The following is a 13,571-nucleotide window of genomic DNA, read 5'->3' as shown; positions in this document are numbered from 1 at the left end:
CTGCGCTTTTTAGTGAATCGTACCCTTACACTTGCACTTCACTCATCAGAGAATGGATATTGCCATCAGGGTCCTGGAAGAAGGCCATCCATGTTTCTGTGTTATCGATTTTGGCGATGAGATGGGGATCCCCATGAAATTCGACGCCTTTCTGACGGTAATCTTCAAACGCTTTTTGAATGTCGCTGACTTGAAAGTAGACTATGGAACTTTTATGGTCAAATTCCTCTTTTTCCGGGATGCTCAACAAAAGACGAAGGCCATTGCACTCCAGAAAAGCCATGTTTTTAGCTTGAAAAAGCAGTGGAAGGCCAAGCACCTCATGATAAAAATGGATGGATTGCTCCATCTGGTGGACAGGAATGGACACTTGTCCGATTGTGGTAATATGGTTCATTACAATTCTCTCCCTTTTGAAGTATTCATTGACTTCAGGATACTGCATTTTTACTTTTTTCTCTTATCCAAAATCACCATTTTTCGATAATCAGTTGGACTTTTTCCCGTTTGCTGCTTAAATAGCCTGCTGAAAGAAACAGGGGTTTCCAGACCAACCTCCATTGCAATTTCAATCATGGATTTCCCGGTCTTCTCAAGCAGCCATTTAGCCTTTTCAATCCTTCTTTCTGTCAGCTGCTGATGGGGTGTCTTTCCGAAAAGAACTTTATAATTCCTTAATAAATGATTAGGAGAAAGACAGGCAATATGGGAAATTTCACTTAAAGTAATGGCTCTTTGATAGTTGGCAAAAATGTAATCCTGCGCAATTGAAAGCCTCCTGTAGATTTCTTCCCTTGTGGAGGCTTTCTTTATTTCCAATACGCTCATTTCTGAATAAGCGTGGTTTTGGGAGTGAAGAATTTTCACCATTACTTGTCGTAACTGCTCCTCTAGCCAAAGGGGATCATTTTTAAAATGGCTAAAATTTTTCTTGATTCCATCAAGCATGGTATGTAAATAAGGATCCATACGGTATGTCTTCTCAAAAATCTCAAACTGTCTGCTTTCTTGATAGAATGGTTCATCTAATAATGATACATCTTCAGAAGTTAGGCTCCTTTTCACTTCTTCGGCAAAACCGGAGCCAAAAAATAGGCAAAAAGATTCGACAGGCTGATCAGACTCAATGGATATGGTGTAGTCCCCTTCATTTAGAAGAAGGAAGCGATTTTCTTCTACGGCAAAAAAGCCTTTATTTGTGCGGTATTGCGCCTGTCCATTTATAAAAGTTTTAAGGGAGAGCTGTCCTTTGCCCTCCCAATAAAACTGGTCGCTCTGTGCGTGAAGGATGAAATTAGAATCCATGGAATTCAATCACCCTTATGATTTCGGTTCTAACTTTTCCAAGTAATCGACAGCATCTTGAGTAGTAGCGACTGGGATGATTTTTATCTTGTATCCGCGTTTTTTCGCCTCATCTTTAATATCTTTCTCGTTCGCATCTTCAGGGTTCAGGTCTTTCGGGCAGAAGAAGATATCCACACCGGCCTTATGGGCTGCAACGATTTTGTCGCGAATGCCGCCGATCTGTCCGACATGTCCTTCAGGATCGATGGTCCCTGTTCCGGCAATTTTGTATCCCTTGGTCATATCTTGATCAGAGAGCTGGTTGAAAATCTCCAATGAAAACATGAGTCCTGCAGATGGTCCGCCGATGTCTCCTGCATTCACCTTTACTTTCCGGTCGGTTTTAAGCTTCAGCATATCATCAGGAACGATTCCGACCCCGACTTTTGAAGTTTTAGGATCAAGCTTCATGACTTTGACGACAGCTGTCTTTTGCTTTCCATTCCGCGTGAATCCAATTTTAACCTGGTCGCCGGCTTTTTTATTCTTGTTGATATAGTTGATGAAATCCTCTGTTTGATTGAGTGTTTTTCCATCCAAAGAGTGAATGACATCTCCGACTTTCAGCTTCTTTTTTGCCTCGGATTTAGGCAATATCGCTTGGACAAACACCCCATTATGTAAGGTTTCAACCGGTTCGCCTGCTGTCTTCAGTCCAGCTGCGACTGCATTGGTCTGAGATCCGTCCATCATATGTTTCAGGAGTTCGCCGTACTCTTCATCAGACAGGTCGCCTTTCACATTCTTTTCATTTTCAATTTGGGTGTCCGGCGCAACCAATCCATAAATCAGGACATAGGGATTGTAGGCCTTGATGGATAAAACGGTGGTCAGTGAGAAGCTGCCTTTCTCTTCTTTATGGCCGCCTACCACTGTAACTTTTTTGTCCAATGCCTCTACGGTTCCAGGTTGATAGAGATAATAAGGGGTTGGAATGAAGGCAATCAGTAAGAATACAAACAACGTAATAATCGTTGTTTTGGCCCAGCTGAATCTTCTGGGACGGTTTCGATTTCGTTGGCTCATGCGCTTTCCTCCGAATTATAGGATTATTTGAAATTTTTGGTGTTCAGTCAGTAACCTTATTTTATCATTTTAAGCTTCTAAGAATATAGTCTTAGGAAATGTTTTGATTGAAATACGCACAAATGTGGAATAGGTATGTTATGCATCAAAAAGATCGGAGGAATGCAGGGGATGAAAGAAAAAATTACGGAGTGGACGGAAGAAAAAATCAGAAAAACTTTGCCGATAAGAGGGGAGGACAGCCATAAAGGAACCTATGGAACAGGGCTTTTGGTTGCTGGAAGCACCGATATGCCGGGGGCAGCAATCATTTCTTCTCAGGCAGCCATGAGATCCGGGATTGGGAAGCTGATGGTTGGCACAAGCGAGGATGTCATTCCATCCATAATCCCTGTTCTCCCTGAAGCTACTTACTGGCGAAACGGGCTGGATCACCTCGTAAGCGATGGGATTCAACAAGAATTTCGTGCAGCGGCCATCGGTCCGGGGCTTCCCCCAGAGGAAAAAGTGGAAAAGGCCCTTCAAAAGCTTCTTGAGAGAGATATCCCTTTGATTATAGACGCAGGTGCATTGGAAAAAATCCCTTCAACATTCCAAGACCGAAAATCACCTGTCATCCTGACTCCTCATCCAGGGGAATTTTCACGCATCACAGGTGTCTCAATTGAAAAGGTGCAGAGTGAACGTGTTGAACTTGCGAAAGAATGGGCTGAAAAGCTGAATGCGGTAATTGTCCTTAAAGGAAATAAAACGGTAACAGCTTTCCCTGATGGAGAAGCTTTCTTCAACCCGACAGGAAATGCAGCCTTGGCAAAAGGGGGGACAGGCGATGCATTGACAGGTATGCTCCTCGGGATGCTTTGCTGCCATGAAGATTATCGATACGGTGTGTTGAACGGTGTTTACCTGCACGGGGCATGTGCAGACAGGTGGGTGAAGGAGAACTCTGCCCATACACTTCTTGCACATGAACTATCGGGGCTGCTGCCTCAGGTCTGGCATCATTTTGAAACTTAATTCCATCGAAGGGATATAAAAAAATTTATACATAAAGGAGAGATGGGCATGTGGATGGCGGTCTTATGGGGTGCCATAGCCGGTTCGGCGACGCTGCTTGGGGCTTTTGCAGTCCTGAAAGTTTCATTCAATAAAAGAATGATCGGCATGATTATGGCGCTTGGAACCGGTGCCCTAATTGGTGCGACTGCCTATGAATTGCTAGGGGAAGCAGTCGAGAAAAGCGGTTTTACGGAGGCTGCCATCGGATTTTTAGGCGGGGCACTCGTTTTTACCATCTTCGATTACCTTGTATCCAGAAGTGGAGGACACAAGCGGAAGAGTTCGGATAGGACAGAGTCGAAGGAGGAAACCGATTCGAATTCCTCCAATGCAGGCATGGCTATTTTTATCGGGACAATCATGGATGCCATCCCTGAATCCGCGATGATTGGTTTGAGTCTGATTGAAGGCGGAGGGGTAAGCGCTGCACTGGTTGTCGCGATTTTTATCAGTAACTTTCCGGAAGGATTGTCCAGTACAGTCGGCTTGAAAAAAAGCGGCTATACCAATGGGAAAATCATGTGGATGTGGGTGATCGTCCTTGCCTTTTCTGCATTGAGCTCATTTGGCGGGGCGCTCCTGCTCCAGGATGCCTCTGATAGCGTGAAAGCCATCATGAGTTCATTTGCCGGCGGAGGAATCATCGCCATGGTTGCCTCCACCATGATGCCGGAAGCGTACGAAGAAGGAGGACCTAGCGTCGGATTTATCACAGCAGTCGGCGTCTTCATTTCGCTGATTCTTCATCATTTGTAAGAACCCAAGGTGCATAAATATGGTTAGTTGTCAGAACCTATTGATATTGAAGCATCATGTCGGTATCGAGGGGTATTTATGGGATATTTTCAAAAAAACAAAAAAGAAATGCTTTCTAATGTGTATACGGTGTTTAAAATTGCCATTGCCTCAGGACTTTCATGGGAGCTGGCCAAACTGGCAGGATCGATTCACCCATACTTAGCGCCATTATCCGTCATGCTTTGTCTGCAGAGTTCAGTTGTCGCTTCTATCAGGTTCTCCCTCCGCAGGATTATTGGCACCGTGATCGGAGTAATCGTCGTGATCCTTGCTGCTGAACAGTTTTCCCTCAACGGCTGGACACTTGGGTTTCTCATATTAGTCGGAGGGTTGATCGTCAACTTTCTCAAATTCGATATTGTCGTCATTCATCAAGCAGTCATTACCATTCTACTTGTGTTTGTTTTTGAAAATGCAAGCAGCCATTATGCCGTCGACCGCATCCGGGATACCGCCATCGGGGCTGCGACTGCCGTAGTCATTCAGGTACTGTTAAGCTTATGGAGCAATTCATACAGTTCAGTAAGAAGAGTCGACCGCTATTCGAATGAGCTCGCGGCATCTTTTGAAGTCTGTGCCAAATGGCTTGAAAACGGTTCACCTATTTCCCAAGGAATCGTTCTGAAGAAGCAGACCGAGGGTTTATATACTGGATTTCTTCGTGAAAAAAAGAGGATAAGGAAGGCGTTGGGCGGCTTCAAAATTTCCCCTGTTATGAAAAGAAAAAAGGAAGACTGGAAGTGGTGCAAATCAAGCTTGGAGTACCAGGATCAAGGGTATCAATACTTGCTTGAAACAACGGGGATCCTGCTGGAATGGTCAGCTTCCGGATGGATGGAGTCGATGGATAGACGAATATGGGCGATGCAGCTCGGGGCTGTCAGCCGGTATTTCCAAAGCTTGAAATCTACTTCAAAGGATGTTCGTTTACCGGCTTTTGATGCAATCTATCCCATTCTGAAGGAAAAAGACAGATTTCACATTGCACAGTACTATCATACGGAGCAATTTATCAAGGGATTGCGGATATGAGGTGTCTTTAGAGTGAAAAAAGGGTGTAGTTCCCGTATTTAACCTCGGCTATGCGCGAGAACCTGATGTCTATGCGCCACTTTTTGTGCTTATGCGCGAAAATCATGCCGCTATGCACCAAACAGAATGGCTTATGCGCCAAACGCCCCCTCCTATGCGCGAGCGGCGAAATCATCGGCATTAATCGACAAAAACCGGGGCGTGTCCAGCTCCAGCACCTAGCCCCTCGAGTCATAAGCCGTACCTCTACGGAAATCAGGATTTCCTTCGAGTTCCGTCTTATGCTGGTCGGGGCTGAACAAGGCGCTTCCGCATTTCTTAGTGACAGGCACCTTAATGTCGTTTAAGGCACCACAAAAAAAGCTTGAGGACCACTCGCACGCCAGTCCTCAAGCTTTTGTTTTGTTATTCGTAGGCTTAAACCCATTCTTCTTTCAAAATGGCATAGTAGTATTCATCCCACCAGCCGTCGCCATGAGGGATGCATTTTTTAAAATAGCCTTCGCGCCTCATGCCGATTTTCTCCATTACCTTCCACGAAGGTGGATTATCAGGCTGGCAAGTGGCGATGATCCGATGAAGTTTCAGCTCTTCAAAACCATATTTTAAGAGGGCTTTCGCTGCTTCTGAAGCGTAGCCTTTATTTTGGTAGTCGGGGTTGAAGACCCATCCAATTTCGTAAGTATGGTCCCCAAAGTATTTATGGAACACCATATGTCCGATTAAAGCACCATTTTCTTTCAGGATGACAGGGAACTTTTCCACTTTTTCACCTGCGTTTTTACGGGTAAACTCCCTGGCATCCTCTTCGCTGAAGACGCCTTCCGGTATATATTGCATGACCTCTTTATTAGAAGTATATTTGTAGACTTCTTCCCAATCCTGTTCGGTAAATTTACGGATATGCAATCTTTCGGTTGTTAGGTTCATGTGAATGGCTCCTATTTATGATTAAAATTTCAAATCTGCTATTACATTCGGCAAAAGGAAGAAAAACCCTTCTTCCCGACCTGCCTCACGGGATCTTTCACGAAATGTATGGGAAAGTGTTATAATTGTACAGACTTTTAAGGGTTCGATTTCAGGAAATTTTTTGAGAGAGTAGTTGATTCAGTAATGAAAAAAACAACGGTAAAAATAAAACCTCAATATATAAAACAATATCAGAGCGGTTATCCGCTGATTGCAAAAGAAGCGCTGTCCAACAGCGGCAGCTTCGATCAAGAAGGCGAAATCATCGATTTGAAGGATGATAGGAACGGGTTTATTGGACGGGGCTATTATGGGAGGCAGAATAAAGGATACGGCTGGATTTTGACGAGAAAAGAAAAGGAAGAAATCGATGGGGCTTTTTTCGCGAAAAAAATCAGCAATGCCCTCAGCCAGCGCTCTCATTTGCTTCAGTCTGAAGAAACTACTGCCTTCCGCGTCTTCAATGGAGAAGGGGATGGCATCGGTGGATTGACCATCGACTATTTTGATGGCTATTACCTTGTGACTTGGTACAGCTTAGGGATCTACCAATTCCGCAATTTTGTGTTCGAAGCCATAAAAACACTGCCGAACCTAAAAGGGATCTATCAGAAGAAACGCTTCGATTCCAAAGGACAATATGTAGAGGATGATGATTTCGTTTCCGGAACGAGGCCCGATTTCCCATTGATTGTGAAAGAAAATGGAGTGAATTTCGCCATTTACCTGAATGATGGCGCAATGGTCGGCGTCTTCTTGGATCAAAGGGAAGTCAGAAGAAGGATCAGGGATCACTATGCAGAAGGAAAAACGGTTTTAAACACCTTTTCCTATACCGGGGCCTTTTCTGTTTTTGCGGCTATGGGCGGTGCGGTGAAAACGACCAGTGTCGACCTGGCCAACCGCAGCCTTCCGAAAACCATCGAGCAGTTCAGCGTGAATGGGATTGATTACGAAGCACAGGACATCATTGTGGAGGATGTGTTCAAATACTTCAAATATGCTGTGCGGAAAGAGCTGAAGTTCGATATGGTGATCCTGGATCCGCCAAGCTTTGCAAGGTCCAAAAAATTCACATTCAGTGCGGCAAAGGATTATACGAACCTCTTGAAGGAAGCAATCTCCATTACGGAAAAAGGAGGCGTGATCGTCGCCTCCACTAACTGCAGCACATTCGGCATGAAAAAGTTCAAGCAATTCATCGATACAGCATTCCGCGAATCCGAAGGGAAGTATAAAATCCTCGAAGAACATTCTCTGCCTGAAGACTTCAAGACCATCAGCGAGTTCAAGGAAGGCAACTATCTCAAAGTCGTCTTCATTCAAAAGAAATAATCTATTAAATTGAAGAGAGCCCCCAGGCAGATGCCGTGGGGGCTTTCTTCGTTCGACAAAAATCGGGGCGTGACAGGCACTTTTGTGTCGGCACCTTTAAGTCGTTAGTTGTTTTGGCGGATGGCTTCCTGGTTGCGTTTGGACGGCCAGAATGCCCATCTGCCAAAGATGACGGTCAATGCCGGAACAAGGAATGGGCGTACGACGAACGTATCGAGAAGGACACCGATTGCTGTTACTGTTCCGAATTGAACCAGCACTTGGATAGGGAGCGTAGCAAGGACCGCAAATGTTCCGGCAAGGATCAGACCTGCAGAAGTGATGACAGCTCCTGATTGGGAAACTCCTTCTGTAACTGCCTGGCCGAGCGGCATGCGTTTGCTCTTCTTCCAGATGCTCGAAATCATGAAAATGTTGTAGTCTTCGCCGAGTGCGACGATAAAGACAAAGGAATAGAGCGGGATGAATCCTTGGATGGCAGTAACATCAAATCCATAATGGAGAACGATCCATCCAAGCCCCAGTGCACTGAAATAAGAAAGAAGGACGGTTGCCATTAAATACAGCATCGCGACAACTGAACGCAGATAGACAAGCAGCAGGACGGCAATCATCGCAATGATGATCGGGATCACGACTGTAGCATCTTTATCTGTCGTTGCTCTTGTGTCAAACTGTTCAGAAGTTTGGCCGCCGATCCAGACTTTATCGTCAGCATTAGAAACGCCGGCTGATTTCAATGATTTTTCCGCTTCGGTGCGCAAGTCAGGGATATGGTCCATTGCTTCATTGGAATATGGATTCACACTGAATTCAACATCATACGAAAGCATATCCTTGTTCTTTTCGCCTTTTCGCGGATCTGAAACTTTTGCTACGTATGGCAGGGCCTCAAGTTTTTCCTTCAAGTCCAGGTCATTGCCCTCGGATTGAACCATCACCTGGGCAGGAGCCAGCTCACCTGAGTTAAAGTGGTCTGAAATCAGCTGGAAGCCTTCTCTTGATGGCATATCCTGTGGAAAAGAAGAAAGAGTATCAAACGTATATTGGATCTTCATGGAGAAAAAGGCGAAGACCCCTAGCACCACTACGGTACCGATGGCGATTTTCCATGGGTTTCTGACAATGCCTCCCCCAAGTTTCTCTCCGAAGCTCGGTTTTGTTTTTTCCGGCTTGAGCTTTTTGCCTTTCTTCTCGGCACGCTCAACTTCCATTTCCCTTGTACGAGGGATGAACGGGAAGAAGGATGCGCGTCCAAGAATGGCGAGAAATGCCGGTACGAGCGTCAAACTTGCCACCATCATGATCAAGATGGATAGACTGAATGGAATCGCAAATCGCTGGATGGACCCGTACTGCGCCAATAATAGAGCGAGCAGGGAGAAAACGACAGTCAATCCGCTCATCGCGATAGCCCCTGAAGAACCGGTCAACGCACGCTTCAATGCCTGTTTTTTATCTCTCTCTTCTTTTAATAAAGTCCGGAAGCGGGCAATCAGGAATAGGCAGTAGTCAGTACCTGCTCCGAAAAGGAGAACGGTCATGATTGACAAGCCCTGCGAGTCGAAAGTCGCCAAGCCGGCTTTACCAAACCATCCCAATACGGGGCTGATTACTCCATAAGCGAAACCGACCGCAACAAGCGGGACAAGCGCCAATATAGGAGACCGGTAGATAACAAGCAAGAATACAAGAACTAGCGTCACAGTCGCCAACAGCAGGGAAAGGTCTCCCTGGCTGAACAGGTCTACTGCATCGACTTCAATCCCCGCAGGGCCTGTTGCACGGACAAGCAGGGTGTCTTTATCCTTCATTTTCGCATCAAACGGGTTAGTGCCGAACACATCGCCGGTGCGGTCATTCAATTCTTTCAAGCTGGCTTTTACTTTCTCTGTACTTGCTTTTTTATCAAATAAAATCGGGTAGACGAGTGTGGTGCCATCTTTTGAAATCAGCTGCTTCACAGCAGGGAGCGGCATCTCATGAATCGGAACGGCATTCAACTGTTCCGGCAGAGGATTATCAGCTAGATCTCTAGAAAGCTTCTGAATCCCTGCAATATCATCATCAGTCAAACCGGATGAGCGGTACCAGGTTAAAAGTGCAGGCTTCCCATCGCCGGAAGGGAATTCTTTCTCAGCGAGCTTTTGGGCTTCAACGGAAGGTTTGCTGCTGCTTAAATTCGCGGCAAGGTCATTTTTCTGGGTGCTTGCTTGAGGCAGGGTCAGATTGACTGCTGCAAGAATCAGGATCCAAACGACAAGGGTAATCCATTTCCCTTTTTTGCTGGAGACCCAGTTCCCGTATTTTTCAAACCAGGACGTTTTCATTTACTTCATCTCCTAAATCGTTGATTTCCTTATCAATTGATAAGGTGGCAATAAAATAATGCTTCTTTATTTAATCTTAAAAAAATTGAATCAGCTCAGCCCATAAAGCAGGACATCCACAATCATGTGGGATTTTTCTTCGGCTGCTTCCTGCCGGCTCTTGCTGCCGTCATTCAGGAACTTGGCAGGTTCCATGGATGATTTGATCAAGCTCAGCAAAAAGTGTGCGGAGTCGATGGGGGTTGCCCCAAATCGATATTGATTCTGAAGCTGGCCATCCTTTGCCGCCTCTTCAAAAACAGCGACAACCGGCATGAGATAGCCATTCATCCACCATTGATAGATTTGTGCCTGTGAATCTGCGTCCAGCTGATGCTCGATATCATGAAACATCTGATTCAAATCTTCGTGATGATTCAGCATCATATAGTAGGAATATTGCTGGAGTCGATCCCTCAGACTTTGCGGACGCTTTAAAATCCGTTGGACAGCCGTCTGGGTTTTAAAGATTGTTTCCCTGATGACTTCGATATACAGTTCTTTTTTGTTCGTGAAATGATGGTAAAGGGCAGGCTGCGTCAAACCGCATAAATCAGCGATCTGCCTTGTGGACACAGAACGGTATCCATACTCCATGAACAAGTCATGGGCTGTCTTGATAATGGCCTTCCTCGTTTCCACGTGCTCCCCTTTCTCAAAATTCCGCTTATCTTTGGAATCCATCCTACAGATCCTTTCACAAAGGTATTTATCACTTGATAAGTTGAATATAAGACATGTACAAGCTCTCTGTCAATAAAAAACCTCTTAATTGTTCAACTTTTGTATAACTTTTTTGCACTCATTTGACCAAACACACGTTTTCCTTTAATTTTAAAATAAGCATGTGTACGGAAAAAGGAGGGGAAGAGTTGGATAATTATCGGGTTTCTGTCAGGGCAATGGTGGAATACGTCTATTCTGCAGGGAGCATTGATAACCGTTTCAGGTCTTCTTCTTCCATGACAGAAGGGACAAGGATCCATCAAAAGCTGCAAAAGGAATACGGGGAGTCGGACCAAAAAGAAGTATTTCTTCAGATGGACATTCCGTTTGACTCCTTCACCCTCCAGCTGGAAGGGAGATGCGACGGCTTGCTGGCTGCCGGATCTGACGGCCTCCTTACAATAGATGAAATAAAATCAACCACAAAATCGCTTGATCTAATCGAGGAACAAAGTCATCCTGTCCACTGGGCCCAGGCAAAATGCTACGCCTGGATAGTGGCTGAACAGAATGCCCTGGAAGAAATAAAAGTCCAGCTCACCTATGTCCAACTTCCCTCTGAAGAAAAAAAGCAGTTTGCAAAAGTGTTCAGCCAAACAGAGTTAAAGGAATACATCGAAGAAACAGCCGCCGCCTACCGCGCATTTGCAGTGATGAAACTAAAGCATGAAAAGCAGCGGCAGGAGAGCATCCGCCAATTGGCTTTTCCTTACCCTGAATATCGAAGTGGACAGAGGGCTTTCGCAGGCACCGTCTATAAAACGATCATGGACAGGAAAAACTTGATGGCGGAAGCACCGACCGGAATCGGCAAAACGATGTCCACTCTTTTTCCTGCCATCAAATCGATGGGGGAAGGACTGAGTCGAAAGCTCTTTTACCTCACAGCCAAAACGATAACAAGGGCAACCGCTGAGGAAGCATTAAGCCATCTGGAGGCGAAGGGACTTTATATGAATTCCGTCACCATGACGGCGAAGGATAAAATTTGCTTTAAGGAAGAAACGATCTGCCAGCCGGAGTACTGCGATTTTGCGGACGGATATTATGACCGGATCAATGGGGCGATGCTCGACATCCTTTCGAATGAAACAAGGATCATCAGAGCGGTCATCGAGCAGTATGCGATGAAGCATAAGATCTGCCCATTCGAATTTTCCATCGACCTTGCCTACCAGGCAGATGCCGTCATAGGGGACTATAACTACGTGTTTGATCCCCGGGTCAATTTGAAGAGATTCCTGGAGGAGCAAAAAACCAAAACGGTCCTGCTCATAGATGAAGCGCACAACCTCGTTGACCGCGCCAGGGCGATGTTTTCCGCTTCTATTGATAAATCACCTTTTTTAAAGCTGAAGAGGGAGTATAAACAAAATCATGCTTTGTTTTTGCCATCCAAAGCTCTCAATGATTTTTTCATTGCTTTTAAAAAAGAGATGGACGGGCGGAAGCAATTGGTGCTCGACCATATTCCGGATGAACTGCCTTCATTAATGGAAGCTTTCACAGAGGAAGCAGAAAAGGAGCTTTTGCGCACATCCAAGGAGCCTGCAAATACAGAACTTCTGTTAGAAACGTATTTTGCCGCGCAAAATTTTATCCGGATAGCAAAATTATTCGACGACCATTCCATTGCATATGGAGAAAAGAACGGCAATGAATTGACCCTGAATCTATTCTGCATAGACCCTTCTGAAAATCTTCGCAGAATGGGAAAAGGCTACCGGGCCAAAATCTACTTTTCAGCGACCATGTCCCCGGGGCGCTATTATCAGGATATGCTGGGGGTAGAGGAGGACGACTTTAAGACGCGTGTCCCATCACCTTTTCATCGGGACCAATTCCAAGTGTGGGTCCAGCCTTTATCGACAAGGTATCGGGAAAGGGAGGAATCCATCGCTCCGATCGTCCGGACCATCGGGAATCTAGTGGAAGGGAAATCCGGGAATCATCTTGTCTTCTTTCCTTCCTATCAATATCTAGAATCTGTTTATGAAGAATTTACCCTGAACTATTCCCACATACAAACGATTAAACAAGACACTGGCATGAAAGAAGAGGAAAGGGAACGATTTTTAGAGAGATTCCAAGCGGGCAGCAAGGAACCACTGGTCGGATTTGCCGTCTTAGGTGGAATTTTTTCAGAAGGGATCGATTTAAGGGGCGACAGGCTGAACGGGGTGGCTGTTGTCGGAGTAGGGCTTCCACAAATCGGCTTTGAGCGGGATTTGATCAAAACCCATTTTGCGGCGCACGGAAAAAATGGCTACGATTATGCCTACGTCTACCCTGGCATGAATAAAGTGCTCCAGGCAGGCGGCAGACTGATTCGTTCCGAAACCGACACCGGCACCATCATCCTCATCGACGACCGCTACCTTCAGGCAAAATACCAGGGGCTCCTGCCCGAAGAATGGCGCGATTTCAGGATTTTGAACGATTCTTCTATATTGAAAGAGTGAAAAAGCCAGTTTTTGTTATAAAACTGGCTTTTTTATATGATAAGAGTCGATTTGAAGCCCGGCGGATGGAGAAAAAACAGGAAATTCAAGGTCTTTTTCAGCTGCCCACATGTTCTATGCGCCAAAAAATCATGCTTATGCGCCGAGCTCCACTCTCTATGCGCGAGAAACCCCCGCTATGCGCCGGTCAAGGGGGCTTATGCGCCAAAACCACAGTCTTATGCGCCAGCGGCTATCTCGTCCTCAACATCCCCCAAAAATCAAACCCCGCGGCGGCGTCATTCGACAAAAACCGGGGGGTGACAGGCACCTTTGAGGCACCTTTAAGTCGGAACCTCCCACATCTTCACATCGCTTTTCCCTTCACACTTCTCTATAATAGGGAGAAGCACCGGCTGCAGCCGCCGCTCATATTAAATAAAAAAATTCCATTATTGAAATAGAA

Annotated in this window: 12 protein-coding genes; 6 read left to right on the top strand and 6 right to left on the bottom strand. The window is 45.6% G+C overall.

Annotated elements, in window-relative coordinates:
* Window positions 1-25: 25 nt before the first annotated feature.
* The 3 genes from ABTV07_RS19585 to ABTV07_RS19575 are packed head-to-tail and all read right to left on the bottom strand — an operon-like array spanning window position 26 to window position 2,373.
* Window positions 26-397, bottom strand: coding sequence for a VOC family protein (locus ABTV07_RS19585; RefSeq protein ID WP_433745670.1), 372 nt, complete (start codon window positions 395-397; stop codon window positions 26-28).
* A 50-nt stretch (window positions 398-447) separates the two neighbouring features.
* Window positions 448-1,314 (bottom strand): helix-turn-helix domain-containing protein, encoded by an 867-nt coding sequence (locus ABTV07_RS19580; RefSeq protein ID WP_433745668.1) that lies wholly within the window; start codon window positions 1,312-1,314, stop codon window positions 448-450.
* 6 nt (window positions 1,315-1,320) lie between these two features.
* Entirely contained in the window at window positions 1,321-2,373 is a 1,053-nt protein-coding gene (locus ABTV07_RS19575; protein WP_433745666.1) for a SepM family pheromone-processing serine protease, read from the bottom strand.
* 135 nt (window positions 2,374-2,508) lie between these two features.
* Between ABTV07_RS19575 and ABTV07_RS19570 the strand changes: the two genes are divergently transcribed.
* From ABTV07_RS19570 to ABTV07_RS19560, 3 genes are all read left to right on the top strand, one after another.
* Window positions 2,509-3,390: an NAD(P)H-hydrate dehydratase gene (locus ABTV07_RS19570; protein ID WP_433745663.1), complete on the top strand. Its 882-nt coding sequence runs from the start codon at window positions 2,509-2,511 to the stop codon at window positions 3,388-3,390.
* Between the two features lie 48 nt (window positions 3,391-3,438).
* A complete protein-coding gene (locus tag ABTV07_RS19565) occupies window positions 3,439-4,188 on the top strand; it encodes a ZIP family metal transporter (RefSeq protein WP_433745661.1) in 750 nt (249 codons plus the stop codon).
* Between the two features lie 78 nt (window positions 4,189-4,266).
* Window positions 4,267-5,262: an FUSC family protein gene (locus ABTV07_RS19560; RefSeq protein ID WP_433745658.1), complete on the top strand. Its 996-nt coding sequence runs from the start codon at window positions 4,267-4,269 to the stop codon at window positions 5,260-5,262.
* Window positions 5,263-5,679: 417 nt separating this feature from the next.
* On the opposite strand, the gene ABTV07_RS19555 is transcribed toward ABTV07_RS19560, so the two are convergent.
* Window positions 5,680-6,192, bottom strand: a complete 513-nt coding sequence (locus ABTV07_RS19555; RefSeq protein ID WP_433745656.1) for a GNAT family N-acetyltransferase — start codon at window positions 6,190-6,192, stop codon at window positions 5,680-5,682.
* 186 nt (window positions 6,193-6,378) lie between these two features.
* On the opposite strand from ABTV07_RS19555, the gene ABTV07_RS19550 reads away from it, so the two are divergent.
* On the top strand, window positions 6,379-7,569 hold the full coding sequence (locus ABTV07_RS19550) for a class I SAM-dependent rRNA methyltransferase (RefSeq protein ID WP_433745653.1): 1,191 nt from the start codon (window positions 6,379-6,381) through the stop codon (window positions 7,567-7,569).
* A gap of 104 nt (window positions 7,570-7,673) precedes the next feature.
* Here the strand turns inward: ABTV07_RS19550 and ABTV07_RS19545 are convergent, their stop codons facing one another.
* Both ABTV07_RS19545 and ABTV07_RS19540 read right to left on the bottom strand, forming a co-directional pair.
* A complete protein-coding gene (locus tag ABTV07_RS19545; RefSeq protein ID WP_433745651.1) occupies window positions 7,674-9,899 on the bottom strand; it encodes an MMPL family transporter in 2,226 nt (741 codons plus the stop codon).
* Window positions 9,900-9,989: 90 nt separating this feature from the next.
* Entirely contained in the window at window positions 9,990-10,622 is a 633-nt protein-coding gene (locus ABTV07_RS19540) for a TetR/AcrR family transcriptional regulator (RefSeq protein ID WP_433745648.1), read from the bottom strand.
* Between the two features lie 188 nt (window positions 10,623-10,810).
* On the opposite strand from ABTV07_RS19540, the gene ABTV07_RS19535 reads away from it, so the two are divergent.
* Complete coding sequence (locus ABTV07_RS19535) at window positions 10,811-13,126, top strand: ATP-dependent DNA helicase (protein WP_433745645.1); 2,316 nt, start codon at window positions 10,811-10,813, stop codon at window positions 13,124-13,126.
* Complete coding sequence (locus ABTV07_RS19530; protein ID WP_433745643.1) at window positions 13,078-13,569, top strand: hypothetical protein; 492 nt, start codon at window positions 13,078-13,080, stop codon at window positions 13,567-13,569. Before ABTV07_RS19535 ends, ABTV07_RS19530 begins: the two co-directional genes overlap by 49 nt.
* The last annotated feature ends 2 nt before the right edge of the window (window positions 13,570-13,571 follow it).

It is taken from the genome of Falsibacillus pallidus (genome assembly GCF_050990905.1).
Taxonomy (GTDB): domain Bacteria; phylum Bacillota; class Bacilli; order Bacillales; family DSM-25281; genus Falsibacillus; species Falsibacillus pallidus_A.
This window is presented reverse-complemented; position numbering and strand designations above follow the sequence as displayed.